The sequence below is a fragment of the Streptomyces africanus genome, from assembly GCF_002150735.1.
Lineage (GTDB): Bacteria > Actinomycetota > Actinomycetes > Streptomycetales > Streptomycetaceae > Streptomyces > Streptomyces africanus.
Genome location: NZ_MUKA01000246.1, coordinates 1 through 26,227, shown reverse-complemented (window position 1 = coordinate 26,227; position 26,227 = coordinate 1). Strand labels below are relative to the sequence as shown.

The following is a 26,227-nucleotide window of genomic DNA, read 5'->3' as shown; positions in this document are numbered from 1 at the left end:
GGGGATGTCGTCGAAGCCGACGACGCTGATGTCGCCGGGGACGCGCAGGCCGCGTTCGTGCAGGGCCCGGAGCAGGCCCAGGGCCATCTGGTCGTTGGCCGTGAACACCGCCGTGCAGTCCGGCTCGTCGGCCAGCCGCAGCCCGGCCCGGTAGCCGGACTCGGCCGACCAGTCGCCCCGGACCAGGGGCGGCGGGACGCGGCCGGCCGCGGTGAGGGTGTCGCGCCAGGCGTTGGCGCGGCGCTGGGCGGCGAAGGAACCCTCCGGGCCGGCCAGGTGCCACACCGTCTCGTGGCCGAGGTCCAGCAGGTGCCGTACGGCGTCTCGCGCGCCGCCCGCCTGGTCGGTGTCGACCACGGTGTAGCGGTCGCCGGCGTCCGAGTCGGCCACGACGACCTGCACACCGGGCGGGAGCGAGACCGTCGCCGCGTCCAGCAGGTGGATCTCCATGATGACGATCACGGCGTCCACGGCGAGTTCGCCCAGGCGGGAGAAGGCGCCGTTCACCTCGTCCTGGGTGGGGACGGCGACGGGCAGCAGCGTGACGGCGTAGCCGTGCTGGGCCGCGGAGGTGGCGATGGCCTCCAGGGTGCGGATGTTGCCCATGGTGGACAGCGAGAAGGTGATCACGCCGAGGGTGCGGAACTCGCCTCGCTTGAGGGCCCGTGCGGCGCTGTTGGGGCGGTAGCCCAGCTCCCGCATCGCGGCCAGGACCTGTCGGCGGGTGTCCTCCGTGACGCCCGGGAAGCCGTTGGAGACGCGGGAGACCGTCTGGGAGGAGACACCGGCGAGTTGGGCGACGTCGGCCATGGAGGCGCCCTGGCGCGGGCGGGCCGGACGCCTTCTCGTACGGCTCGTGCCCTGCGGTTCTCTCGCACCGTCCACTGTGCCCACCTGCCTCTCGCTCCCCTCGCCGCGCAGCCGGCGCAGTTTCCGTTTAGGACGACTCCTTGACCCCTGAGATTCGGACAGTGTAGACATCCCGCCAGTGAATGTTTACGTAAACATTGCACACAGGCCCCGATCTCTGTGCCCCGCCGGGACGCGCGGGCGCAGAAGAGCTGGAGTACTCGAGATGGCAGACCGCACCCGTAAGAGAAGGCTCCTCGGGGCCATCGGTGTCACCGCCGTGGCGACCGGAACCATCCTCGCCACCACCACCCTGCCCGCCGCGACCGCCGAGCCCACCGCGCAGGCCGCCGGGGTCACCGTCCGCCCCGACCCCTCCTACCAGCAGGAGAAGTTCGAGGGCTGGGGCACGAGCCTCGTCTGGTTCGCCAACGCCACCGGCGACTACCCGCCCGAGATACGCGAGAAGCTCTACAAGCTCCTCTTCGGCGACGAGGGCCTCGCCCTGAACATCGCCCGCTACAACATCGGCGGCGGCAACGCCCCGGACGTCAAGGACTACCTGCGGGCCGGCGGCGCGGTCGAGGGCTGGTGGAAGGCCCCGGCGGGCACCACCCGCGAGGACGTCGACTGGTGGGACGCGGACGACCCGGCCGACTGGAACAGACACGCCGACAAGACACAGCGCTGGTGGGTCGACCGCATCAAGAAGGACATCACCCACTGGGAGACCTTCAGCAACTCCCCGCCCTGGTTCATGACCGAGAGCGGCTACGTCTCGGGCAACTTCGACGCGGGCAAGGACCAGCTGAAGCCGGAGTCCGTGGAGGACTTCGCCAAGTACCTGGTGGGCGCGACCGAGCGGCTGGAGAAGGCGCACGGCATCAAGGTCGACACGCTGGACCCGTTCAACGAGCCGAACACGAACTACTGGGGCACCAAGCTGGGCCCGGACGGCGAGCCGGTCGGCGGTCGCCAGGAGGGCGCGCACATCGGCCCCGAGCTCCAGCAGAAGGTCATCCGCGCCCTGGCCCCCGTCCTGAAGAAGTCCAAGTCCGGCGCGGAGATCTCCGCGATGGACGAGACGAACCCCGGCACGTTCGCCACCAACTGGAACTCCTACCCCCAGGACGTGCGCGACCTGGTGGGCCAGATGAACGTCCACACCTACGGCACCGGACAGCGCACCACCGTCCGCGACCTCGCCAAGGCCGCCGACAAGCCGCTGTGGATGAGCGAGGTCGAGGGCGACTGGGGCGACGGCCAGAGCTTCACGGACATGCGGCCCGGCCTCGGCCTCGCCCAGCGCATGGTCGACGACCTGCGCGAACTGGAGCCCAAGGCCTGGGTGTTCTGGCAGCCCGTCGAGGACTACGACAACATGAAGCCGGGCGGCGAGTCCGCCAAGGGCGGCAACTGGGGCGAGATCCAGCTCCCCTTCAGCTGCACCTCGAAGGACACCCTGAAGTCCTGCCCGGTCTACACGAACACCAAGTTCGACACGGCCCGCAACTTCACGCACTTCATCAAGCCCGGCGACCGGCTGATCAAGACGAACGACACGTCCAGCACCGCGGCGATCTCCCGCAAGGGCGACGCGGCGACGGTCGTCCACGTCAACAGCGCCACCGAGTCCCGTGAGGTCACCCTCGACCTGTCGAAGTTCGGCCGGGTCTCCTCGCACGCCACCGTCACCCCGGTGGTGACCAGCGCCGACGGCAAGCTGGAGAAGCAGAAGGCGGTCCGGGTCTCCGGCAAGCAGGCCACGGTCACCGTGCCCGCCCAGTCGGTGACGTCCTTCGTCGTCAAGGGCGTGTCCGGCGTCGCGAAGGACGCGGCCGAGCTGCGCAAGGGCCACACCTACCGGCTGACCGGCGTCCAGAGCGGCAAGGACCTCACCATCGCCGGCAACGGCACGGGCCTGGTCATCAAGAGCGCCAACGCCTCGGACCCGAGCGGTCAGCAGTGGCGGGTGGAGCAGATCCGCGGCACGGACAACCGCAAGCGGTACGTGTTCACCGAGACCGCCACGGACAAGCGCCTGGCCGTCCGTGACGGCGCCCTGGTCGCCGAGCCGGACGAGGGCCGCCGCGACAAGGCCACCGAGTGGATCATGTCCTCGACCGGCGACGGCACCTGGACCCTCGTCAACGCCGCCACCGGCCAGCTCCCGGACGTCGGGGGCCAGTCCACGAACGAGGGCGCCTCGGTCGGCCTCTGGCAGCCGAACTCCGGCTCCAACCAGCGCTGGAAGGTGACGGACGTGACGGACACGCCCTAGCCGCGCACCCGCCCGCTACGACGCCCCCGGCCTGCCGCACCGCATGGTGACGGCGGGGCCGGGGGCGTCGGCCGTGCTGGGGGGTGTGGTTCACGGCACCTCAACAGGCCGCAGCACCGTCAAAGACTCCTCCTGGCGAGCCACCATCGCGAAGGGGAACCGGTCGATGTCCAGGCAGAGATCGACGTCGTCCGGGTGGTTTCCGCTCCGCCGCCCGCCGGCGAGGTCGGCCGCGGCCCGGGAATCCCGCGCGCGCTGGAGATACGGGCCCGCCTCGACCTCCTCTCCGGCCATACACCGGCCGATGTACTCGGCGCAGGCCAGGTCCTCGTCGGCCCGGCCTCCCTCGCCGGTGACGACGAACGTCACCGGACCGGAATCCCTGTCCTGGAGGAACCGCGCGGTCGCGCCGGCCACCACGAAGCTCGCGCACAGGACCAGTGGCGCGTCGGCCACGGCCAGCGCTCCCACGGTTCCTGCCGTCGTCTTCTGCACCAGCGTGCGGCCGGCGAAATCGCGCGACCTGAGCAGGCCGGGCGAGTTCACCGCGTCGAAGCCCGCCGCCGGAGCTCCGTCCTTCAGCGCCAGCCAGCCCGGGTGGCTCTCCTTCAAGGCAAGTGCCTCGCTCTCCGTCGCGGCCAGGACGATCTTCTCGACGCCACGCGAGAAGGCCCAGGCAGCCACGGTGAAGGCACGCATGACGTCGATGACGACCGCGACACGGGGAACGCCGGTCAACTCGGGTATGCCGACGAAGTGATGGTCCATCGCGCCATTCTGATGCCCTGCCTGAGATCACGGGGAAGAGGAGATCCGGTCCCGCACCCATTCCGGATCGGGGTTGGTGTGCGGCCGGCCCGCCACGACGACGGTCGGCACGGTCTCGTTGCCGTCGTTGGCCGCCCTCACCACTGCGGCTCCCGCCGGATCACGCCAGATGTCGACCCAGTGCAACCGGCGGGCACTGCGGCCCAGCCGGATGCGCAGCCGCATGCAGTACGTGCAGCCCGGCCGCCAGTAGACGACCGGCCGTCCGTCGACCGCGCTGCGGCGCTGCGCCTCCGGTGCGCTGACCGACCTCGGGAAGACCAGGGGCGAGTTCACGCCCGCCAGCACCAGGAACAAGAGCAGGACCGCTGTGGCCGCCCCGCCGTTGTTCGCGGAGATCAGCCCGGCCGCGACGGCTGAGCCGCACAGCGCCAGCAGCATCGGCAGGATCCAGCCGCGCATCATGCTCCGGAACAAGCTCACAGCATCAGCCTCACAGTCCGAAGAGCCCCGCCGCGTTGTCGTGGCACACCGCCCGCAGCCAGTCCTCTCCGAGGTCCAGCCGTTCCAGGGCCTGGAGCTGGTGCACGTACGGGTAGGGGATGTTGGGGAAGTCGGAGCCGAGCAGGACGCGATCGCCGAGTGCGGCCAGCCGGGGCAGGGCCCGGAGGGGGAATGGCATGAAGCCCTCGGTGAAGTCGGTGAACGCCATCGTCGTGTCCAGCCGCACCTCCCCGTACCGCTCGACCAGACCGAAGAACTCCTCGTACTCGGGCATCCCCATGTGCGCGACGACCAGCCGCAGCCGGGGGTGGCGCGCCAGTACCCGGGCGATCGGCTCGGGGCCGGTGTGCTTGCCGGGCGCAGGCCCGGAGCCGCAGTGGATCACCACCGGGATCCCGGCCTCGGCCAGCAACCCCCACGCCGGCTGGAGCAGTTCGTCGGCGGGGTCGTACGCCCCCACCTGCACATGCGCCTTGAAGACCCGCGCGCCCGCCTCCACGGCCTCCCGGACGTACGCCTCGACGCCCGGCTCGGGGAAGAGGGTCGCGGTGTGCAGACAGTCGGGGGTGCGGCGGGCAAAGTCGACCGCCCAGCCGTTCAGCCAGCGGGCCATGCCCGGCTTGTGCGGATACAGCATCGCGGTGAAGGCCCGCACCCCGAACTCGCGCAGGATGTCCGCCCGTTCGGCCTCCTCCTGCCGGTAGGTGATCGGCCACTCCAGCCCGCCGGTCATCGGCCCGAGCGCGTCGAAGTAGTCCCACACCTTGTGCAGCACCCGCTCGGGCATGAAGTGCGTGTGCACATCGACCAGCCCGGGAAGCCCGAGCCGCTCCCGGAAACGGCGGACCTCCTCCGCTTCGGTATCCGGACCGGCGGGGTCGCCTGGCACCACGCGGTGATCACCCATACCGCTCACGATCGGCCCGGTCGAGGCGTTCGGTCCACTCCCTTGCACGAGAGAGCGGTGAGGGATCCGTCACGGCCACGTCCGTCTCTCCTCGCGGCGCGTCACCACGGTCAGGCGTTCGGGCTGCCGCGAAGTCCACTGCCCCGGGCCGGACTCCGGCCGCAGCACCCGGACCGCGCCGCCGCCGCGCACATCCGTGACGACGCCGCGCCGACCGGCGATCTCGTCATGGACCAAGTCGCCCACCCAGGGTCTCCGCTCGCCGGTCATCCGCGTTCCTCCCCGTGCAGCTCCGCCCACACCCGCTTGCCCCACGGCAGGTGATCGGTGCCCCAGTCCTTCGCCAGCGCTCCGACGAGCACGAGGCCACGCCCGCTCTCGTCGCCCCTGCGCGGTTCCCGGCTCGATCCGGCGACGGGGATCTAGGGAACCCGGAACCTCGCGCAGGTCGGCCCGCGCTGTGTGAGCGAGCCACACTCGTCCAGGGCTCCGTCGCCCGCATTGAGGGCCATGATGCTGATGCCTGCGGCCTGTGGTGGAAGGGCCATCGGCATACTGACCCGCTGCTCGACCACGCCCTTGTCGTTGGGTCTGAGCTCACTTGAGTAGGCGTCGACCGACTCAACAACCGGCTGGGACAAGTCGGCCCTGACAGCGTTTACGAACACTTCGATGCTGGCCCCCGTCTCGACGCCGTCAGCATGAACATCGAAACTCAATTTCAGATTGGACCGAGGGCCGTCGACTTTGATGTTGGTGATGGTCGGCCGCCCGTTTCCCCCAGCGGCCTTGGCCGCGCCGATAACCGCCACGCTCAGAGCCACCATATAGAGGATCACTCCGAGAATGAGCACAACGGTCTCCCACAGGTTGCCCCGCCGTGTGGGGTGGACGAGCAGAGCCACAATGCTGCAGACGATGGCGAGGATGGCGCAGAGCGAGGCCACATAGATGGGCCACGAGTCGTTGTTGAGGGCAACGAACACGACGTCGCTGCTGAGGCCAAGCAGGGTCATGACGCCGGCAACGGCGACGAGGGCGCCAGCCAGGATCTTGGCGACGTCGTCCAGGCGCTTTCCGATCCTGGCCTGGATCTCCTCGGGCGTCCGGGCAGATTCTTGTTCGCTGCCCCACTTCCGTACCCCGCTCATTGCGTTCCTCCTGACCGCAGGCTCTGGGCGGTCAGCCGGTCGTCCGGCTGGCGTCCGGCCCTAGTGGAAGACGCTAGATTCGTGCGAGAACCTCAGCGACCCGGGGTTGGGCCGGACAGAGGAACCGTTAGTACAACAGCTAACACAATGAGCTGAGTTGTCGTCGGCGGGCGATGGCCGGAACGATGCCGCGATCACGGACCTGGTCGCGGTAGATGTCATGGTCGTAGCCGCGGTCGGCGAACAGCGAGTCGGGCTTGCGGCGCGGACGACCCACCCGGCCCCGGACGGGCGGGATCGCATCGAGCAGCGGGATCAGCTGGGTGACATCGTTGCGGCCGACTTCGGTGCCGGCCTTCCGCACGGCGCCGAAGGGGCGCTACCTCAACTGCGTGTTCGCCATGACCCCCGACGAACTCCCGCTGGTCGGGCCCGCCGCCGGGCTCGCCGGACTGTGGTTCGCGGAGGCGTCCTGGGTCACGCACGCCGGCGGTGTCGGCCGTCAGCTCGTGAACATGCTCCTGGAGACCGGCGACCTGCTCGTCGAACCCGGCCGGCCGGCCCCCGACCGCTTCGCCTCCTGGAGCGACCAGGAGGTCCGTGCGACGGCCGTCCTACGGCGTGCCGCCCGACCGGAACCGGTCCGTGGCCGCCAGCACCGCCTCCGTCGTGGCGTCGCCCGACAGCCCGTGTCCCTCGTCGCCGATCAGCACGAGCTCCGCGTCCGGCCACACCCGGGCCAGCCGCCATGCCACGTCCGGAGGGCCGCTGATGTCCAGCCGTCCGTGGATCAGCACGCCGGGGATGCCCGTCAGTTTCCCGGCGTCGCGCAGCAGCGCCCCGTCCTCCAGGAAGCCGGCGTGCCGCCAGTAGTGCGTGACGAGGCGGGCGAAGCGCAGCCGGAAGTGCGGGTCCTCGAAACGGGGATCGGGCCGGTGCCCGGGGTGCGTGGACACGTGCACGTCCTCCCACCGGCACCACTCCCGCGCGGCCCGCTCCCGTACGGCCGGATCGTGGTCGGCGAGCATCCGGGCGTACGCGTCCACCAGGCTGCCGTCGCGCTCCCCCTCGGGGACGGTGTCACGGAACCGGGCCCACTCCTCGGGGAAGATCCGGCCCATGTCCCGCGTGACCCACTCCACCTCGCGGCGGGTGGTGCTGGTGACGCTGAAGAGGACCAGCTCGGACACGTGCCCCGGGTGCTGCTCGGCGTAGGCCAGTGCGAGGGTCACACCCCAGGAGCCGCCGAGGACGAGCCATTCCCCGATGCCGAGGTGCTGCCGGAGCTGTTCGATGTCGGCGATCAGGTGCGGAGTGGTGTTGGTGTCGAGCGAGGTGCGCGGATCGGCGGCGTCGGGCGTGCTGCGGCCGCACCCGCGCTGGTCCAGGAGCACGATGCGGTACGCCGCCGGGTCGAACAGCCGCCGCCAGAACGGACCCGCGCCGGAGCCGGGCCCGCCGTGCAGGACGAGGGCGGGCTTGCCCGCCGGGTTCCCGCAGCTCTCCCAGTACACGCGGTTGCCGTCACCGACGTCGAGCATGCCGTGCTCGTACGGCTCGATGGGGGGATGGAGTTCGGTCATGCGCGACGCACTCTCCTCGACTCTCGGCAGATACGACAGCATCGCCCGTTTCTGCCCGGCGGGCCCCGCGTTCACAGCAACACCGGCGCGTGGAACTCGCCGAGCCCTGAGGTCAGGTCCCGGTCCAGCCAGTAGCGGCGGGGTTCGGCGAGCATGACGTCGACGCTGACGGTGAGGATGCCGGGGATCTCGGCGAGTTCGCGGTCGACGAAGAGCGCCAGCGCGGAGCGGTCGGTGACCAGGCCGGTGGCGAGGACCGACATGTCGCTGGCGACGTGCGCGACGAGCCGGGTCTGGGGGAGCTGGTCGATGCGGCGCATGACGTCGGGGGTCTCGCCCGGGGCGACGCGCAGGCGAAGGATGAACGGGGTCTGGAAGCCGAGCCATTCCGACACGATCTCCAGGCGCGGCTTGACCCACCCCTCGTCGAGAACCCGGCGGACGACCCGGTGCGCGGTGGAGGTGGCCAGGCCCGCGGCCCGGCCGATGCCGGCGGCGGAGGCCCGGCTGTCCTGGATCAGCAGGGCGACGACGGTGCGTTCGGCCTCGCTGAGGGGTTTGGCGGGGGGCGTCGCGGTCGCGGCGCCCTCGGGATGGGCGACGCCGAGTTCGAGCAGGGCGGCCCGTTCGGTGTCGGTCAGGAACTGCGGGTCCCAGGTGATGCCCCGGCGCAGGGTGCTGAGCGCGGGCAGGGCGTTGACGCGGCGGACGCCGGGGACGGAGAACATCCGGTCGATCGCCTCGCTGGTGGCCGCCTCGGAGGGGGCGTGGACGACGGCGTAGAGCGGATAGTCGCCGGAGATCTGCGCCAGGAGCTGAAGGTGGGGCAGGTCACGGAGCCGGTCCAGGACGGCCAGCGGGGTTTCGCCGGTAATGTCCAGGAAAACGTGGACCGGCATCGCCGTGGTGTGCATGCCCCAGTCGGCCTGCCCGATCACGCGGATCATCCGGGCCTCGTACAGCCGGTCGTAGCGGCGTTTGAGGGTGCTGGCGTCGGCGGACAGGATCCCGCCGACGTCGTCCCAGGTGGCCCGGGGCGCCAGGTGCAGCGCTCCGATGAGGCGCCGGTCGAGCTCGTCGAGGAGAGGGCGAGTCATGCGCTCACCTTAGACCGCCGATTAATCCCACTGTTACAGCCAGGGGCTAGAGAATCTCTCATCGCAATGTCATTGTTCGCAGGAACATCCCTCGAATGCACGAAGGGGTACCGATGAGTGCCACCTCCGCCCAGCCTCAGCCGACCGAGCCGCAGTCGAGACTCCTGCGCACCGCGTTCCGCGGTTTCGCGGCGATCGAGAAGGTCGGCAACAAGCTCCCCAACCCGTTCTGGCTGTTCTGGATCCTCGCGGGGGTCGTCGCCGTCCTCAGCGCCGTCCTGGCGGCGGCCGGCGTCAGCGCCGTGCATCCCGGCACGCACGAGACCATCAAGGTGCAGAGCCTGCTCAGCAAGGACGGCCTCGCCATGGCCGTCGAGGGGGCCGTCGACAACTTCGCGGCCTTCCCGCCCCTGGCCACCATCCTCACCGTGATGTTCGGCATCGCCGTCGCCGAGCGGAGCGGGCTGTTCTCCGCCCTGCTGCGCCGCATGGTCGCGCGGGTGCCGGGCCGGTACCTCACCTTCGCCCTGTCGATGACCGCCATGGTCAGCCATGTCGCCGGTGACGCCGCCTACGTCACGCTCATCCCGCTCGGCGCCCTCGTCTTCCGGGCGGCGGGCCGCAGCCCGGTGCTCGGCTGCATCGTCGCCTACGTCTCCATATCCGCCGGCTACGACGCCTCCCCGTCGCTCACCACCACCGACGTCCTGCTGTCGTCGATCTCCACCGCCGCCGCCCACACCATCGACGCGCACTACGTCGTCACCCCGGTCGCCAACTACTTCTTCGGGCTCGGCTCGTCCGTCCTCGTGGCCCTGGTGATCACGCTCGTCGTCGACAAGGTCCTGGCCCGCCGCGCGGACCTCCAGCCCGACGAGCCGGTCACCGCACTCGGGGCCGGCGAACGGGAGGCGATCGAGGTCACCGGGCGGCAGCAACGGGCGCTGCGCGTGACCGGGCTGGTCGCCGCCGGCTTCATCGCGTTCCTGGCCCTGGCCATGGTCCCCGCGTCCTCACCGCTGCGCGGCGAGGGCGGCGGCATCGTCGACTCCCCGGTGATCGGCGGGATGGCACTCGTCCTGGGCGTGTTCTTCGCCGTGCTCGGCACCGTCTACGGCCGGATGACCGGCACCTTCTCCGCTCCCCGCGACATCATCGCCGCGATGGTCGAGGGCACCCGGGCGATGGCGCCGATCCTCGTCCTGTTCTTCGCGATCTCCCAGTTCCTCGCCTACTTCAAGTGGACGAACATCGGCGACGTCCTCGCCGTCACGGGCGCGGAGACACTGCGCGACCTGCACCTGCACGGCTGGGCCGTGCTGGTCGGCATCGCCGTGCTGATCACGTTCATGAACCTCGTCATCACCAGCGGCTCCGCCCTGTGGGCGCTGGCCGCCCCGGTCCTCGTGCCCATGCTGATGCTCATCGGCATCGAGCCGGAGACCACCCAGGCCGTCTACCGCGTCGCCGACTCGGTCACCAACTGCGTCACCCCGATGAGCCCGTACTTCGTCATGGCGCTGGGCTTCATCCAGCAGCACCGCAAGTCCGCCGGCATCGGCACGCTCGCCTCCTTCACGATCCCGATCGCCGCCGTCGTCTGGGTCGTCTGGATCGCGTTCTTCGTGGCCTGGTACCTGCTGGGCATCCCCTTCGGCATCAACTGACGACGCCGCCTTCCGCCGAGGAACCCCGCCCCCGCCCCCGTACGAGAAAGCAGACCATGACCGCATCACCCGCCGCCGCTCTCACCACCCGCACCCAGGAGGTCCTGCCGGAGATCGTCACCGACATCCTGACCCTCGTCCGCCACGAGACCAGCAGTCACGACCTGCCCGCCCTCGCCGCCGGACTGGACCTCCTGCGCGAGCTGGCCGTCCACCGGCTCGGCCGGCCCGGCCACGAGCAGCGTCACCCCGGCGGCGCGTGCGGCGACACCCTCACCCTCACCTACGCCGGCAGCGGCCCCGGGCACGTCGCGCTCGTCGGCCACTACGACACCGTGTGGCCGACCGGCACCCTCGCCGGCTGGGAGCAGCCGGAGCCGTCCGACGACGGCCGGGAGAAGCTCAGCGCGCCCGGCATCTTCGACATGAAGACCGGCCTGGCCCAGGGCATCTGGGCCCTGAAGCTGGCCCGGGAGTGCAGCGCCCCCGTGCCCACCGTCACCTTCCTCTTCAACGGCGACGAGGAGATCGGCTCCCTGTCCTCGCGGCCGGTGATCGAGGAGGTCGCGCGGAAGGCCGACGCCACACTGGTGCTGGAACCCACCGCCCACGGCGCGGTCAAGACCGCCCGCAAGGGCTCCGGGATCTTCCGGGTCACGGCCACCGGCGTCGAAGCGCACGCCGGGCTCGCGCCCCAGGACGGGGCGAGCGCGATCACCGCGCTGTCCGAGTTCGTGGTCGCCGCCGCGGCCGTCGCCCGCCCCGACCGGGGCACCACCATCAACACCGGGCTCATCGAGGGCGGTTCCGCCACCAACGTCGTCGCCGGGCAGGCCACCGCCCGCGTCGACATCCGGGTCAGCAGCGAAGCCGAACAGGCCCGGGTCGACGCCGAACTGGACGCCATCGAGGTCAGCGACCCGCGCGTCCGCATCGAGATCGATCACGCCTGGAACCGGCCGCCGATGACCCTCAACGCCGCCTCCGCCCTCCTGCTCGGGCTCGCCCGGGAGGTCGCCCGCGAACAGGGCCGCGACAACCTGCCCGACACCGCCGTCGGCGGCGCGAGCGACGCCAACTTCATCTCCGCCCTCGGCCTGCCCGTCCTGTGCGGCACGGGCGCGGTCGGCGACGGCGCCCACGCCCGGGGCGAGTTCGTGTACCCCGACGCGGTGCCCGCCCAGACCGCACTGGTCGCGGGCCTGCTGGCCCGACTGGCGGAGCCGTTGGTGGGCTGAGGCCCGGTGGACTCTACATACGGGTGCCGACGGCGATGGTGTCGTTGCCCGCGAGTCGCAGGATCGCCCGCAGGATGATCGGCAGACGGCGTTCGTCGAGGTCCTGTACGGAAGCGACGGTGGTGTGCCCGATGCCCACCATCGACAGGACCAGGCCGAGGAATGAACGCTGCTCCTCGTCGAGGCCGAGCGCGTGCTGCCACCCCGACAGCCCTTCGAAGTGAGCCGTCGGGCCGTGCTCGGTGTCGACGATCAGGGCGTACCGTACGGCGGCCACCTCCAGGATCGTCCGCTCTTCGACCAGTGCCTGAACGGCCGCCCGGTCGAGGGGCGACGACGCGGTGCGCACCAGGTGCTCGCACAGCTCTTGGAACCCGGCGTTGTCAGCGTCGGGCACAGTCTTCTCGCTGGTGGTCACGCCGGAGCCTCCACAGGCCGTCGGCGGCGACCCCGGGCGCGGGCCCGGGCTTCCCGGTACGCGTCGTACAGCCGATCGTGGATCTCGCAGGGCAGCCCGAGGTTCGCGCCCTCCTCGTCCATGGCCCGGCAGGTCGGACACGTCAGGCAGTGCTGCGCCAGGCGCACGAACGCGGTCTGATCGGGCGTCTCGGCCACACCCGCGCTGACGATCTCGTAGTGCTCGCACAGGGCGACCAGGACGCGGGCGAGCCTGCGGGCGTACATCACGCTGCCGCCCGGCGAGACACAGCTCAGCTCGGGGGCACGGAGCTTGCCGCGCGCCTCTCCGACGCAGGCGAGGGCACCACGGCGGGTCGGGCTGTCCTTCGGCAGCCGATCGGTCGCCTGCTCGACCTCGGGCATCAACGCCTCAAGGTGGCCCCGCATGGTGGCGATGAGCGTGGCCAGCTCCTGCCCGGCGGGCGGGAGGGCGTCCGGCCCGGAGTCGGGGCCCAGAAGCCGCTGGGCGGCCTGAAGCATGGTCGCGAGGTCTGGCGGGTCCGCGGCAACCGTCGTCAGTGTCATAGCGCTCATGGTGTCGACGTTCCTCGCAGTGGAGGCCGCATCTCTAGGACTGTGCACATATGTGCAGCCATCTCACTCTCTCGACTGATGCCCACTATGACGCCTTGACTGGCGGGCCTGTCCGGGATCAGCTTTGTGCACAGTCCTGCACATATCCGAGACGGAGGCAGCCGTGCCGCTACTGTTCATCGGCATCGACCCGAACACCGGAGATCACGAGTCACCTACCGTCTGGGTCGACGAGGAAAGGCAGGAACTCGTCTTTCAGGGATGGAAGCCGTCGCCTGAACTGGAAGCGGAGGTAGCCGCATTCGAGGTGCCCGGCCATGCGGTCGGCATTCCAGAGAACGAGGCCGTGGTCCGTATCCCCGCAAGGATGGTTCCGATGATCAGGGAGGCGTGCGATGTCGCCGAGCGTGCCGCCGCCCGCGTTCACTGACCTGCTCGCCGGTGCCACCCGTTCCGCCGTCCACCTCGAGATGCGGGACACGTACGCCGTCGACTACGAGTCCGGACCGTTCGCCGAGTGGCGCCGCGGATACCGGCACGATCCCGCCGACCGAGCCTCCTGGTGGCGGCCCTGGCTCAGCCTGGTCGAGGAGACGGTCGCACGCGGCGTCGTGATGAGACGAGCTCGGATCGTGTCGGAACCGGTCAGCGAGTACACCCGGTTCCTGCACAGCTTCACCTTCACGAACGTCGTCGCAGGTGAACTCGTACGTTGGCTCCCTCGGCGCCAGGCATCCGAACTCGCGCTACCCGGGAACGACTTCTGGCTGTTCGACGACCGCACGATCTACTGGAACCACTTCACCGGCGACGGCGTTTCCGCCGGCGGGGAAGTCTCCGAAGATCCTGCAGCCGTGAAGCTGTGCGCCGGGGCTTTCGATGCCGTATGGTCGCGCGCCGTCCCGCACGACCAGTACGAGATCCACTGACCCAGCACGCACCGGACAGGCCAGCTCATGCCCATCTCACCCTCGTCGTCCGCCCAGGCCGCGCGCGAGGTAGTTGCCCAGCGGCTGCGCGACCTACGCAAGACCGCAGGTCTGACGGTCACTGAGCTGGCCGTTCGGTGCGAGTGGCATCACGCCAAGACCTCCCGGATCGAGAACGCTCGCACGGCGCCCACCGCCACCGACATCCGCAAGTGGTGCACGGCGTGCGACGCCGTGCACCAAGCCGAGGGCCTCATCGGCCAGTCCGTCCACGCCGAGTCCATGTACACGGAGTGGCGGACCCAAGTGCGCGCCGGGCTCAAGGCGTTGCAGGGCAGCGAGCCCCGGCTCTTCCAGGACACCGAGCTGTTCCGGATCTACTCCTCGACGCTGGTGCCGGGGCTCCTCCAGACCGAGGGCTACGCCGCGGGGGTCCTCGGGATCAGCGCACGTTTCCGGGATGTCCCCGTCGACGACAGCGCCGAAGCCGCACGTGCCCGCGTCGAGCGCTCCCGCGTCATCCACGAGCCGGGGCACCGTTTCGTGTTCGTCGTCGAGGAGGACGCCCTACGGCACCAGATCTGCGGCGCCGACGAGATGGCTGCCCAACTGGGATACCTACTCACCGCGGGTGCCTTGCCGCAGGTGTCCCTGGGCATCATCCCCATGTCCGCTCCCAACCGGTCCCAGTGGCCACGCGAGACTTTCCACGTCTACGACGACCGGCTGGTGTCCGTCGAACTCGTCTCGGCCAGAGTGAAAATCACTCAGCCCTCCGAGATCGCCCTGTACCTTCGCGCATTCGAGCAGCTCCGTGGTGACGCCGTGTACGGAGCGGAGGCCCGAGCCCTGATCGTTCGGGCCATCGACGCCCTGCGCTGATACGGCAACGCAAGGTCAGCCGTACAAGGCCACCCTCCGCTCCACCCCCTGCCAAGAGCCTGAGCTGTGCGTGGGGAATGCTCGCAACCCGGTGGCGCTCGACGTGGAGATCAGGAAGGCTCACGCCGCATGGTCTCTGTTGTGCAGAACGTGGCGATCGACTGTGCGGATGCCTACGAGCTCGCTCGGTTCTGGAGCAGTGTGACCGGGCGCCCGCTGCATCCGGAGGACCGGCCGGGCGCCCGGGAGACTCAGGTGCTGTTGCGGGACGGTCCCGTGCTGTACTTCAACCAGGTGCCCGAGGCCAAGACGGTCAAGAACCGGATCCACCTCTGCTTGCGCCCGGAGACCTCGCGCGATCAGGAGGTGGACCGGCTGCTGGGTCTCGGTGCCACCTTCGTCGCGGATCACCGCAATCCCGATGGCTCGGGCTGGGCCGTCCTCGCTGATCCCGAAGGCAACGAGTTCTGCGTTCTGCGCAGCGAGTCCGACCGGGCCGCCGCGCCTTCCGAGGTCAGCCGTACAACGCCACCCGAGGCTCCACCGTCCCCCCAGCCCTCGGATTCAGGAGAGTCACCCGGTACCGCTCCCTGAGCGTCTCCTCCGTCCCCAACGTCCGCTGCGCACCGACGAGATCCGTGAACAACGCCCGTCTGGCTGCCCAGCCGTCATCGGTGTGGGGTTGCGGTAGGTGACCGTGACCTCCTGACCGCGACGAGGGCGGCGAGGAGGGCGACTTTGAGACGACTGTTTTTCGACACTGACACGTTGGGCGGTCCTTCGGTGGGGGGAGGAATTCGCATGGGTGAACCGGCTGGCCGGCAACGGCACTTGACCGAAGATGCCCTCAGACTACGCAGCGGATCCCAGGCGGTGCGGCACCGCGTACCCTTCACCGTTCCGGAAGTGAAGGGCGTCGCAACTACCGCCGGGTAGTGGGGAGATCACGTGGAAGGCGGACCACAGGAGTGATCGCCGTTCCCTTCCCCCTCCAGTTGAGCTAGAAACTTCAACGACCCAACCCACACCACAGGGTGCTCGACGGCACACGCGCGCGCCCGAGGGGGAACCACCACAGTGACCGAACAAGCTCATGGACCGAGACGGTCCGGCACCCGCGCCCGCAGACGCCTGCCGCGTCTGAGGCTCGCCCTCGCCGCCGCCGTCTCCTTCGCCCTCGCCGGAACCGCCGCTCAGGCGATGGCCGCCCAGCCCGAGGGCGGCGACGGGCAGCCGCCCGTGCCGGCCCTGTCCTGGTCCGACTGCCAGGGCGGCTTCGAGTGCGCCAACGCCGACGTGCCGCTGGACTACCGCGACCCGCAGGGCAGGACCATCACCCTGGCGGTCATCCGCAAGAAGGCCCCGGACCAGACCAGGAAGAAGGGCACCCTCTTCCTCCAGCCCGGCGGGCCCGGCAACTCCGGCGTGGACTTCGTGCGCAACAACTTCGCCGGCCTGCCCGCCGCCCTGCGCGACTCCTTCGACGTCTTCGGCTACGACGTACGCGGCGTCGGGCGCAGTTCGGCGGTCACGTGCTGGGACGACCCGACGTACACGCAGGCCATCACCGCCGCCAAGGGCGCCCCCGCCCCGGACGCCTACGAGACCGCCGTGCGCCAGGGCGCCGCGTTCGACCAGGCCTGCAAGGACAACGCGGGCGAGCTGGTGCCGTACGCGGGCACCGGGTACGTCGCCCGTGACATCGACCTGCTGCGTCAGGCCCTGGGGGAGGAGCAACTGACGTACTACGGGCGGTCGTTCGGGAGCTACATCGGGACGGTCTACGCCGCGATGTTCCCCGAGCGGGTGCGCGCGCTCGTCCTCGACGGCGCGTACGACCCCGAGCACTACGCGAACCAGCCGTACGCCTACGACCGGCCCCAGTACCTGGCCCTGGACGGCGCGATGAGCCGCTTCCTCGACTGGTGCAAGGCGAACCAGGAGACGTGCGGGTTCGGGGACGGCGACCCCCGGGCCGCGTTCGAGAAGCTCAAGGCCGACCTCGACGCGAGCCCCGTGCCGACCGCCAACGGCGGTCAGGCGAACGGCTACACCGTCGTCTACCGCCTCATGTTCAACATCAACGAGGGCAAGGTCATCTGGCCCTCCCTCGGCCAGGCCCTGCGCAAGGCCCAGCAGCGCGACACCACCTCGTTCCTGCTCCGGCCGCCGTCCCCGGCCAGCTTCGACTTCCTCAACCCGAACATCGCGGTCGAGTGCGTCGACAAGGACTACCCGCGCAGCCCGGCCCTGCTGAAGCGGCAGGTCACCACCAACGCCAGGCTGGCCCCGCTGCTCGGCCCGGCCATGGCCTACGGCCCGCCGCTCTACGACCACCAGCACGCCACCACGTGCGCCCAGTGGACGGGCGAGAAGCCCAGCCGCTACGGCGGTTCCTTCCGGGCGAAGGGCTCCGCGCCGATCCTCGTGCTCGGCACCACCGGTGACCCGGACACCCCGTACCAGGACGCGGTGGCCCTGTCCCGCACGCTCGACAACGGCCGGCTGCTCACCTTCCAGGCCGAGGGCCACACGGCCTTCGGGCGCAGCGCCTGCGCGACAGACGCCGTCACTGGCTACCTGGTGGACCTGAAGGTCCCGGCGCGCGGCACGACCTGCGCCGACGAGACCCAGCCGCCGTCCGCCACACCGAAGGTGGCCCCGCCGGGGACGACCCTCGGCGAACTCCGCAACGGCGTGAGCGACCGCCTGGACCGCCTCGGCTCCCTGCGCTGACCGAGGCGCTGACGATGCGCTGACCGACCGCACCACGGGCACCCCGGGTGCCGGGCCTCACCGGGCCCGGACCCGGGGTGTGCGCGTTTCCGGTGCTTCCCGCCTCTTGACCCGCTCTCGCGCAGACCCGTAGAACTGCACTCGCAGAAACCGGTTACTACCACTTACCGCAAGGGAAGGTCCCCGTGATGAGAGCCTCTGGAGACCGGGAAGAGCCCGCCGCGGACAGACCGGCCGGCCGACCGGCGCCCGCCTCCCGCCGGGTCGTGCTCAAGGGCGCGGCCGTCACCGCCGGGCTGGCCGCCGCCGGGATCGCCACCACCCGGCCCGCCCACGCCGAGGACAGCCCGCCGTACCGCCCGGAGAGCGTCACCGCCCGCATGGGCGGCACCTCCGTCACCCTGTCCCTGGCGGACGGCGCCCTGCGCTGGTCCGCCCGCCGCAACGGCCGCACGGTGATCGACACCTCGGCGCTGGGTCTCCGGCTCGGCGACGGCACCGTCCTCGGCGCCGAGGTCCGGGTGGTCAGGGAGCGGTACGGCACCCACCGCACCACCTGGACCCCGGTCTACGGCCGCAACGCGACCGTCACCGACCACTACCAGGAACAGCGCTGGGACCTGGCCGACCGGGCCTCGGGCATCCGCTTCGGCGTCCAGGTCCGCGCCTACAGGACCGGCGTCGCGCTGCGCTACCTCCTCCTCGACGAGGGCACCACCACCGTCGCCGACGAGCTGACGACGTTCGTCTTCCCGGACGGCACCACCGTCTACAGCGCCCGCGACGAGAACGCCTACGAGCCGGTCGCGCCGGGCTCCATACCGGTCACCGGCACATCCACCACGGACAACGGCCCGCTCACCGACCTGCCCCTGACCGCCACCCTCACCGGCGGTCTCATCGCCTGCGTCTGCGAGTCCTCACGGGTGGACTACCCGCGGCTGATGCTCGGTTCGGTCGCCGGCGAGCCGAACACCCTCTCCGCCTTCCTGATGGAGCACACCGCCCGTGGCACCGGCCCCGTGGAGACGTCCTCCACCGTCACCACGCCCTTCGCCACGCCCTGGCGCGCGGTGGTGATCGGTGCCACTCACGCCGAGCTCGTCGACAACGCCGAGCTGGTGCTCAACCTGGCGCCGCCGAACGCCCTCCCGGACACCTCCTGGATCAAGCCCGGCAAGGTCTTCCGCTGCGAGCTCAGCACCGCCGCGGGCCTGGCGGGCGTCGACTTCGCCGTGGCGCGCGGACTGGAGTACATCGAGTACGACGCCGGCTGGTACGGCCCGGAGTTCACCACCCCGGACGCGACGACGCCGATCGCCGCGATCGACCTGCCGTCGGTCATCTCGTACGCCACGAGCAAGGGCATCGGCGTCTTCCTCTACGTCAACCGGCTCGCGCTGACCGACGCGGACTCCCTCTTCGGCCTCTACAAGAGCTGGGGCGTACGGGGCATCAAGCTCGGTTTCATCAACGACGGCACCCAGTCGATGACGAACCAGATCATCGACTGGGCGAAGACGGCCGCCAAGTACCGGCTGCTGATCGACATGCACGACGACGTCCGGCCGTTCGGCTACGAGCGGACGTACCCGAACTGGATCAGCCTGGAAGGCGTACGCGGCAACGAGCAGTTCCCGACCGCCACCCACAACGTGACGCTGCCGTTCGCGCGCAACATCGGCGGCCCGATGGACTACACGATCTGCTACGGCCAGTCCCGCGACAAGACGACCAACGCCCACCAGATGGCGATGGCCGCCGTCTACTACCAGCCCCTCAACTTCCTCTTCTGGTACGACAAGCCGTCCAAGTACGACAACCCGGCGAACTGGCCCGGCCTGCCGTGGTTCAACGCCGTGCCGGTGACCTGGGACGAGAGCCGCACCCTGGCCGGGGAGATCGGCGAGTACATCGCGGTCGCCCGGCGCAGCGGCCCCACCTGGTACCTGGGCGCGATGACCGACGAGTCGTCCAGGACGCTGTCCCTGCCGCTGTCCTTCCTCGGCAGCGGCACCTACACGGCGACGGTCTACGCCGACGGCACCCCGGGCTCCAGCCCGTTCAGGACCCCGGTCGTGGTCGGCACCCGGACCGTCACCGCCGCCGACACGCTCGACGTGGCCATGGCCCCGGCGGGCGGGCAGGCGGTGGTCCTGACGCCGAGCTGATCCGGGAGAAGGTGGGGTTTTCCCCAGAGGCCGAGTCCACCGGTCGGTGGACGGCAGGTTCAACCCAATGCCTCTGTCCGGCAACTGCCCAGCTCAGCCAGGCTTTCGGGCATGAACTCATTATCTGTGCGGGTAGCGCGCTGGAGTGCGCGGCACCCCTGGCGGGCGATCGCCGGCTGGCTGGTGTTCGTGGCCCTGTGTCTGGGGGCCGGCAGTGCCGTCGGCACGAACAGCGCGAGGACGGCGGACTTCCGGGTCGGCGAGGCCGGCCGTGCCGAGGCCCTGGCGGCCGAGGCGCATCTGGAGCGCAGGGCCGCCGAGCAGGTGCTGATCTCCTCCCGCTCGGGCGGTGCTCTTGACGAGGGCGCCGCCCGGGCCGCCGCCGACGACCTGACCGACCGGATGCGGCGGCTGCCCGACGTGGCGGGCGTGGCCGACCCGTTGCTCTCCGCTGACCGCCGCACCCTGATGGTCGAGGTGGCGCTGAAGGGCGAGGAGCGGGACGCGAAGGACAAGGTCGACGCCCTCATGGCGCAGACCGCGGCGGTGCAGAAGAGCCGCCCCGGGCTGCTGCTGGAGGAGACCGGAAGTCCCTCCGTCAGCAAGGGAGTCGACCAGCAGCGCAGTGACGACCTGGCGCTGTCCGAGGCGATCACCCTGCCGGTCACCCTGCTCACGCTGCTGGTGGTGTTCGGGTCGGTGACCATGGCCGGGGTGCCGCTGCTGCTGGCACTGTCGTCGATCGCGGCGGCGGTCGGGCTGTCCATGGTCGTCTCGCACGTGTCGCCCGACGCCGGGGTCGGCACGAACGTCATCCTGATGATCGGCCTCGCGGTCGGCGTCGACTACACGCTCTTCTACCTCAAGCGGGAGCGGGAGGAACGGGCCCGCTCCGGCGGGCGGCTGTCCTCCGAGGCGCTGGTGGAGCTGGCCGCCGCGACCTCGGGCCGGGCGGTCGTGGTCTCCGGGCTCGCGGTGGTCGCCTCCACGGCGACGCTGTACCTGGCCTCCGACGTGATCTTCTCCTCCCTCGCGACCGGCACCATCGTGGTCGTCCTGGTCTCGGTGGCCAGTTCGCTGACGGCCCTGCCCGCGCTGCTCGTCAGGCTGGGGCGGCGGGCGGAACGCCGGGCAGTGCGGCGGGCCGAGCGCGGGAAGCCCGTGCGCCGGGTGCGCGGCAGGACCAGTGGCGGCCGGGTGTGGAGTGCTCTGCTGCGGCCCGCGGCCCGGCATCCCCTGGCGACTCTGTGCGTCTCGGTCGTCGCGCTCCTCGCCCTCGTCATCCCGCTGGCCGGGCTGAAGATCACCGAGATGAGCCGGGACACGCACTCCCGCGACATCCCCGCGATGCAGGTCTACGACCGGCTCAACGAGGCGTTCCCGGAGCGGCGGGTGACCCACCAGGTCGTCGTACGCGCCGATGCCGCGCGGTCGGGAGAGGTCTTTGCCGCCCTGCGCGAGGTGGCCGGGCGGGCCGAGGCCGACCCGCTGTTCAGCGGCGCCTCGCGGATCCGCACCTCCGCCGACGACCGCACCCACACCCTCGAACTGAAGGTGCCGTACCTCGGCAACTCGGACGAGGCGTACGACTCCCTGGACCGGCTGCGGGACGGCTTCCTGCCCGCGACCGTCGGCCGGATCACCGGCGCCGAGTACGGCGTGTCCGGGGACGTCGCCCGCTACGCCGACTATCCCGCCCACCAGAACGGGAAACTGCCCCTGGTGCTGGGCGCGTTGCTGCTGGTGACGTTCGCGATGACCGTGTACGCCTTCCGCTCGGTCGTGCTCGGGCTGCTCGGCGTCGCCCTGAACCTGCTGTCCGCGGCTGCGGCGCTCGGGCTGCTCGTGCTGGTCTTCCAGGGGACGTGGGCCGAGGGGCTGCTGGACTTCCGGTCCACCGGGTCGATCGGGTCGCGTGTGCCGCTGTTCCTCTTCGTGATCCTGTTCGGGCTGTCGATGGACTACCAGGTGTTCGTGGTGAGCCGTGTCCGGGAGGCGACGCTCGCGGGTGTGCCCACGCGGCAGGCCGTGCTGGACGGGATCCGTTCCTCGGCGAGCGTGGTGACCAGCGCGGCGGTGGTGATGACGACGGTGTTCGCCAGCTTCGTCTTCCTGCACATCATCGAGATGAAGCAGATCGGCTTCGTCCTGGCGGTGGCGGTGCTGATCGACGCGTTCGTGGTCCGGGTCATGGTGCTGCCGGCGGCGATGCTGCTGCTGGGCGAGGCGAGCTGGTGGCCCTCGCGCCCGGGGCGCCGGGCGACGGCCGCCCCGGAGAAAAGGTCTGCCTCCCGTCCCGCGGTCGACGTACGTTGACCGGCATGACCGCTCTCGCCGGGGCCACCCCCGACGCCCTCTGGGCCACGTCACTGCGCCGCTGGAACACGGTGTGCTGGTTGCTGTTCGCCGTGATGGCCGTCGGGCTGGTCGCCATGGACCGGCCCGGCGGGAGCAAGTACGCGGCGCTGGCGCTGCTGGGCGGGGTGGTGCTGGCGTACGCGGTCCTGGACCGTTTCCCGTCCAATCCGGTCGTACGGCCGCACGTCTATCTGTCGGTGCTGGTGGTCGCGCTCGGCGGGCTGGCGTATCTGCGGGGCAACTACGCGGCGCTGTTCATGGTGACGCTGCCGCACTACTGGATGTTCGGGCGGACGCCGAAGGCCTCGATGGTGTTCCTGGGGCTCGCCGCGGCCGTCACTCTGGCCGCGATCGTGCTGCGGCAGGACGGCTGGACAGTGGAGTTCTTCACCGAGACGCTGGTGTCCACGGTGCTCGTCGTCGCCGTGGGAGCACTGATCGGGCTGTGGGCCCATTCGGTGGTCGGGCAGAGCACCGAGCGGGCGCGGCTGATCACCGAACTGGAGCAGGCGCAGGCCGAGTTGTCCGAGGCGCACCAGCGGCAGGGCGCGACGGACGAGCGGGAGCGGATGGCACGCGAGATCCACGACACCCTCGCGCAGGGCTTCGCCTCGATCATCGTGCTGGCCGAGGCGGCCCGGGCCGGGCTGCACTCCGAACCGGCGCGCAGCGCCCAGCAGTTGCGCTCGATCGAGTCGACGGCCCGGGAGAACCTCGCCGAGGCCCGGGAACTGGTCGGCTCGCCCCAGCGGCCCGGGCAGGTGGCGGCCGGTTCGGTGACGCAGACCCTCCGCCGGACCCTGGACCGTTTCGCGGAGGACACCGGCCTGACGGTGGAGGCCGATCTGGCGGACCTGGAGTGCGACCAGCAGACCCGGATCGCGCTGCTGCGCTGCACGCAGGAGTCCCTCGCCAACGTGCGCAAGCACGCCCGCGCCTCCACGGTCGGCGTGGTCCTGGCCCGGCAGCCGTACGGAGTGGAGCTCGAAATCACCGACGACGGGACCGGGTTCGTGGTGGAGTCGTCGTCGGGCTTCGGCCTGGACGGCATGCGCAAAAGGCTGGCGGAGCTGGGCGGGAGACTGACGGTGACGAGTTCGGTGGGCGACGGGACGCGGGTGCTGGCGCTGATACCGCCGACCGACGCGGAGAGCGGGGCGACGGCATGACGGGCAGCCCTCTGCGCATCATCGTCGTGGACGACCACACCGTCATGCGGGCCGGAGTGGTGGCCCTGCTCGCTTCCGAGACCGGCATCGAGATCGTCGGCGAGGCCGGCGACGGCCGCGCGGCCCTCGGCCTCGTCGAGCACCACGAGCCCGATGTCGCCCTGGTCGACCTGCGGATGCCGGTCCTGGACGGAGTGGCGACCACGACGGAGATCGTGACGCGCTTCCCGCGCACCCGGGTGCTGATCCTGACGACGTACGACACGGACGCGGAGATCGAGCGCGCGGTGGAGGCCGGGGCGATCGGCTACCTCCTCAAGGACACCACCCGTGCGCAACTGGCCGACGCGATCCACGCGGCGGCACGCGGCGAGACGGTGCTGGCACCCCGGGTCGCCGAACGGCTGGTCGCCCGCATGCGCCAGCCCGCCCAGATCCCGCTCACCGCCCGGGAGGCCGACGTCCTGAACGCGGTCGCGGACGGCCTCACCAACGCCGAGATCGGCCGCCGCCTCGTCATCGCCGAGGCCACGGTGAAGACGCATCTGCTCCGCCTGTTCGCCAAGCTGGATGTCAACGACCGCACGAGGGCAGTGGTGGTGGCGATGGAACGGGGGCTGTTGCGGAGACCTTCCGGCACGGAGGGCGCCTGACACGGAGGGGGCCTTCTGGCGGGGGCCCGGAGCGCCCCGGAGGGGGCGGAACGCCCGGAGGACGGGAGGCCCGGAGGCCAGGGGCCGGAAGACCCGGAGACCCCGAGGCCGGAAGACCCGGGAGCCTGAAGACCAAGTGCGGCGGCGTGGCCGTCAGCGTCGCCGGGTCGCCGCGTGGCGGTGGGCGAGATGGTGTTGTGGGGTAGTTCACCGGCCCGCCGGGCGCCTCCCGGCACGCCGACCGGATCAGCGACCACTCCTCGGTCGGCGCGGGATCGGCCGCGGTCCACGCGACCGGCAGCGGACAGGGATCGCTCAGCCGCCGCACCTCGGCCTCCGCCTCCCACAGCGCGGCGACGACACCGACCACCTTGCCGATGGCGTCGACCAGGTCCACACCCTGGGCGTAGAAGGACACCACCGACCACCAGCAGGGCGAGGCACGCATAGACCCGCCGCCGACTCCCTTGCGCAGCCGATTGTTTCGCCGCTTGGGACTTTGCGGACTTTGCCATCTCTTTACAACCCATCCCCCGGCCGCCTCGTCTCTCCGCTCGACCGTCACGCACCCCGCCCCTCACCGGGCGGGACCGACGAAGGAGAGCGTTCCCATGCGCCGAACCGTCCTCACCGCCCTGGCCCTCGCGGGCACCGCCGTACTCCTGGGCACCGGCCCGGCGTTCGCGGGCGGGGCCACGACCCCGAGCCCGGTCCCGTCGGCCGCCGCGCCCACGCCCGGGCCGGCGGAGAGCGCCGTACCGTCGCCCGCCCCTGCCGAGCCGACGCGCGGCCAGTCCGGCTCCCGCCCGGCCAAGAGCGCCGAGCCGACCCGGGCACCGGCCGGCGACCAGGTCTCCGTCGTGCCGAGCGGCGCGCCCGACACCGGTGTGACCGAGGGGTCTTCGGACTCCGGCGCCGGCGGCACGGCGGTGGGCGCGGGCGCCGCCGCGGTACTCGCGCTGGGCGGCGGGACGTTCGTCGTCGTGCGGCGTCGCCGGGCGACCGGGGCATGACCGCGTTCTCCAGGCGCGCGTTCACCACGGCGGCGCTGGCGTCCCTGCTCACGGCCTGTGGCGGCCAGGGGACCAAGGGGACGGCGTCGGACTCCGGGACCAGCGCGCCACAGCCCCGGTCCCCGCACCGGACGGTGCCGGCCGCGGGGGCGCGCCCCCTGGCCCGTTCGGTCCCGGTCCGGCTGCAGGTCCCGGCCATCGGTGTCGACACCCCGGTCATCCGGCTGGGCCTGGCCCCGGACGGCACCGTGCGGGTGCCGCCGGTGACGGCGGACGACCGGGCGGGCTGGTACCGGCACTCGCCGACGCCGGGCCAGACCGGCCCGTCGGTGATCCTCGGACACGTCACGGTCGGCAAGTACGGCGACGGCGTCTTCCGCCGCCTCGCCGAACTGCACCGCGGCGACCGGATCGTGGCGCGCCTGGAGAACGGCGCGGCGGCGGAGTTCGCCGTCACGGCGGTACGGACCGTCCCCAGAACCCGTTTCCCGGCGGACGACGTCTACGGGAACGTGGACCGCCCGGAGCTGCGGCTGATCACATGCGGCGGAGCGCGTACCGGCGACGGATACGCGGACAACGTGATCGTGTTCGCGGCGCTGAGCGGCGCCGAGTCCCCCACCCCTGGAGAGCGTTGAAACGGTCCAGTGAGAAGGCCGCGTCCGAGCTGTTCGCCGCCCTCTACCCGCGCCTGGCCGGCTGGTGCCGCCGGCTCGTCGACGACGACGAGACGGCGCACGAGATCGCCTCGGAGGCGTTCACCCGGCTCTGGGCCCGCTGGACGAAGGTGGAGGAGCCCCGCGGTTTCCTCTACGTCACCGCGGCCAACCTCGTCCGGGACCACTGGCGCAAACTGGAGCGCGAGCGCAGGGCCATGCACCGCGTCACCTCGGAAGCCGCCGTACGGGCCCACCCCGAGCAGGCCGACCCGTCGGTGCGCCTGCTCGTGCAGTCGCTCCCGGAACGGCTCCGCGTCCCGATCCTCCTCCACTACTACGCTGACATGCCGATCCGGGAGGTGTCCGTACTGACCGGGCGCAAGGAAGGAACCGTCAAGGCCGACCTGCACGCGGCCCGGGAACTGCTCCGCGTCCACCTGAGGAGAAGCCTTGACCACACGCCTTGACGACGATCCGGGCGACCGGGAGTCCGGGCCCGACGACCCGCTCGCCGTGATCCTGCGGCCCTCCTCCCCCGACTACCTGGGCGCGCCCCCCGGGCAGTACGAGGTGATCCGCCGCAGGGCGACCCGACGGCGGGTGCTGCGGGCCGCGGCCG

The 26,227-nt window shown here is 71.0% G+C and carries 24 protein-coding genes and 2 pseudogenes; 15 read left to right on the top strand and 11 right to left on the bottom strand.

Annotation, left to right across the window (positions count from 1 at the left end; translation table 11 throughout):
* Nucleotides 1-810, bottom strand: an 810-nt coding sequence (locus tag CCL05_RS28520) for a LacI family DNA-binding transcriptional regulator (RefSeq protein ID WP_086563457.1), incomplete at its 3' end; no start/stop codon positions are given.
* 265 nt (nt 811-1,075) lie between these two features.
* Here CCL05_RS28520 and CCL05_RS28515 point away from each other — a divergent pair.
* Nucleotides 1,076-3,130, top strand: coding sequence for an RICIN domain-containing protein (locus CCL05_RS28515; protein WP_086563455.1), 2,055 nt, complete (start codon nt 1,076-1,078; stop codon nt 3,128-3,130).
* A gap of 90 nt (nt 3,131-3,220) precedes the next feature.
* Here the strand turns inward: CCL05_RS28515 and CCL05_RS28510 are convergent, their stop codons facing one another.
* From CCL05_RS28510 to CCL05_RS28465, 8 genes and pseudogenes are all read right to left on the bottom strand, one after another.
* Nucleotides 3,221-3,898, bottom strand: coding sequence for a 2-phosphosulfolactate phosphatase (locus tag CCL05_RS28510; RefSeq protein WP_086563453.1), 678 nt, complete (start codon nt 3,896-3,898; stop codon nt 3,221-3,223).
* Nucleotides 3,899-3,925: 27 nt separating this feature from the next.
* Nucleotides 3,926-4,363 carry a glutaredoxin domain-containing protein gene (locus CCL05_RS28505; protein WP_086563452.1) on the bottom strand — a complete coding sequence of 146 codons (438 nt, stop codon included), beginning with the start codon at nt 4,361-4,363 and terminating at the stop codon, nt 3,926-3,928.
* A 28-nt stretch (nt 4,364-4,391) separates the two neighbouring features.
* Nucleotides 4,392-5,309 (bottom strand): amidohydrolase family protein, encoded by a 918-nt coding sequence (locus CCL05_RS28500; RefSeq protein ID WP_086563451.1) that lies wholly within the window; start codon nt 5,307-5,309, stop codon nt 4,392-4,394.
* A gap of 69 nt (nt 5,310-5,378) precedes the next feature.
* On the bottom strand, nt 5,379-5,579 hold the full coding sequence (locus CCL05_RS28495) for a hypothetical protein (RefSeq protein ID WP_086563449.1): 201 nt from the start codon (nt 5,577-5,579) through the stop codon (nt 5,379-5,381).
* Nucleotides 5,580-5,731: 152 nt separating this feature from the next.
* Nucleotides 5,732-6,460: a hypothetical protein gene (locus CCL05_RS28485; protein WP_086563448.1), complete on the bottom strand. Its 729-nt coding sequence runs from the start codon at nt 6,458-6,460 to the stop codon at nt 5,732-5,734.
* A gap of 163 nt (nt 6,461-6,623) precedes the next feature.
* Nucleotides 6,624-6,797: pseudogene (locus tag CCL05_RS28480) on the bottom strand (transposase); the annotation flags it as partial.
* A 277-nt stretch (nt 6,798-7,074) separates the two neighbouring features.
* Nucleotides 7,075-8,043 carry a prolyl aminopeptidase gene (pip, locus tag CCL05_RS28470; RefSeq protein ID WP_086563447.1) on the bottom strand — a complete coding sequence of 323 codons (969 nt, stop codon included), beginning with the start codon at nt 8,041-8,043 and terminating at the stop codon, nt 7,075-7,077.
* 71 nt (nt 8,044-8,114) lie between these two features.
* Nucleotides 8,115-9,140 carry an Lrp/AsnC family transcriptional regulator gene (locus CCL05_RS28465; protein ID WP_086563446.1) on the bottom strand — a complete coding sequence of 342 codons (1,026 nt, stop codon included), beginning with the start codon at nt 9,138-9,140 and terminating at the stop codon, nt 8,115-8,117.
* A 113-nt stretch (nt 9,141-9,253) separates the two neighbouring features.
* Here CCL05_RS28465 and CCL05_RS28460 point away from each other — a divergent pair, with 113 nt between their 5' ends.
* Together CCL05_RS28460 and CCL05_RS28455 are read left to right on the top strand one after the other, a co-directional pair.
* Nucleotides 9,254-10,807: an AbgT family transporter gene (locus CCL05_RS28460; protein ID WP_086563460.1), complete on the top strand. Its 1,554-nt coding sequence runs from the start codon at nt 9,254-9,256 to the stop codon at nt 10,805-10,807.
* Between the two features lie 56 nt (nt 10,808-10,863).
* The gene (locus tag CCL05_RS28455) at nt 10,864-12,045 is read left to right on the top strand and encodes a M20 family metallopeptidase (protein ID WP_086563445.1); all 1,182 of its coding nucleotides are present in this window, start codon (nt 10,864-10,866) and stop codon (nt 12,043-12,045) included.
* A 13-nt stretch (nt 12,046-12,058) separates the two neighbouring features.
* On the opposite strand, the gene CCL05_RS28450 is transcribed toward CCL05_RS28455, so the two are convergent.
* The gene (locus CCL05_RS28450) at nt 12,059-12,463 is read right to left on the bottom strand and encodes a hypothetical protein (protein WP_086563443.1); all 405 of its coding nucleotides are present in this window, start codon (nt 12,461-12,463) and stop codon (nt 12,059-12,061) included.
* Nucleotides 12,460-13,038 carry a DUF6415 family natural product biosynthesis protein gene (locus tag CCL05_RS28445; RefSeq protein ID WP_086563442.1) on the bottom strand — a complete coding sequence of 193 codons (579 nt, stop codon included), beginning with the start codon at nt 13,036-13,038 and terminating at the stop codon, nt 12,460-12,462. The genes CCL05_RS28450 and CCL05_RS28445 overlap by 4 nt, the downstream gene beginning before the upstream one ends.
* A gap of 163 nt (nt 13,039-13,201) precedes the next feature.
* Here CCL05_RS28445 and CCL05_RS28440 point away from each other — a divergent pair, with 163 nt between their 5' ends.
* From CCL05_RS28440 to CCL05_RS28380, 12 genes and pseudogenes are all read left to right on the top strand, one after another.
* Nucleotides 13,202-13,468, top strand: coding sequence for a hypothetical protein (locus CCL05_RS28440; protein WP_086563441.1), 267 nt, complete (start codon nt 13,202-13,204; stop codon nt 13,466-13,468).
* Nucleotides 13,434-13,967: a DUF6879 family protein gene (locus CCL05_RS28435; protein ID WP_086563439.1), complete on the top strand. Its 534-nt coding sequence runs from the start codon at nt 13,434-13,436 to the stop codon at nt 13,965-13,967. Before CCL05_RS28440 ends, CCL05_RS28435 begins: the two co-directional genes overlap by 35 nt.
* A gap of 27 nt (nt 13,968-13,994) precedes the next feature.
* Complete coding sequence (locus CCL05_RS28430; protein ID WP_086563438.1) at nt 13,995-14,849, top strand: helix-turn-helix domain-containing protein; 855 nt, start codon at nt 13,995-13,997, stop codon at nt 14,847-14,849.
* A 129-nt stretch (nt 14,850-14,978) separates the two neighbouring features.
* Nucleotides 14,979-15,359, top strand: a pseudogene (locus CCL05_RS28425) (VOC family protein); the annotation flags it as partial.
* A 567-nt stretch (nt 15,360-15,926) separates the two neighbouring features.
* Nucleotides 15,927-17,585, top strand: coding sequence for an alpha/beta hydrolase (locus CCL05_RS28415; RefSeq protein WP_086563436.1), 1,659 nt, complete (start codon nt 15,927-15,929; stop codon nt 17,583-17,585).
* A gap of 188 nt (nt 17,586-17,773) precedes the next feature.
* Entirely contained in the window at nt 17,774-19,756 is a 1,983-nt protein-coding gene (locus CCL05_RS28410; protein WP_086563434.1) for a glycoside hydrolase family 97 protein, read from the top strand.
* A gap of 111 nt (nt 19,757-19,867) precedes the next feature.
* Nucleotides 19,868-22,072, top strand: coding sequence for an MMPL family transporter (locus CCL05_RS28405; RefSeq protein WP_086563433.1), 2,205 nt, complete (start codon nt 19,868-19,870; stop codon nt 22,070-22,072).
* A gap of 5 nt (nt 22,073-22,077) precedes the next feature.
* Entirely contained in the window at nt 22,078-23,283 is a 1,206-nt protein-coding gene (locus CCL05_RS28400) for a sensor histidine kinase (RefSeq protein WP_208641638.1), read from the top strand.
* Nucleotides 23,280-23,936 carry a response regulator gene (locus CCL05_RS28395; RefSeq protein ID WP_086563432.1) on the top strand — a complete coding sequence of 219 codons (657 nt, stop codon included), beginning with the start codon at nt 23,280-23,282 and terminating at the stop codon, nt 23,934-23,936. Before CCL05_RS28400 ends, CCL05_RS28395 begins: the two co-directional genes overlap by 4 nt.
* A 611-nt stretch (nt 23,937-24,547) precedes the next feature.
* The gene (locus CCL05_RS28390) at nt 24,548-24,949 is read left to right on the top strand and encodes a Tat pathway signal sequence domain protein (protein ID WP_086563430.1); all 402 of its coding nucleotides are present in this window, start codon (nt 24,548-24,550) and stop codon (nt 24,947-24,949) included.
* Nucleotides 24,946-25,587, top strand: coding sequence for a class F sortase (locus CCL05_RS28385; RefSeq protein ID WP_086563429.1), 642 nt, complete (start codon nt 24,946-24,948; stop codon nt 25,585-25,587). Before CCL05_RS28390 ends, CCL05_RS28385 begins: the two co-directional genes overlap by 4 nt.
* Nucleotides 25,584-26,075 carry an RNA polymerase sigma factor gene (locus CCL05_RS28380; RefSeq protein ID WP_086563428.1) on the top strand — a complete coding sequence of 164 codons (492 nt, stop codon included), beginning with the start codon at nt 25,584-25,586 and terminating at the stop codon, nt 26,073-26,075. Before CCL05_RS28385 ends, CCL05_RS28380 begins: the two co-directional genes overlap by 4 nt.
* The last annotated feature ends 152 nt before the right edge of the window (nt 26,076-26,227 follow it).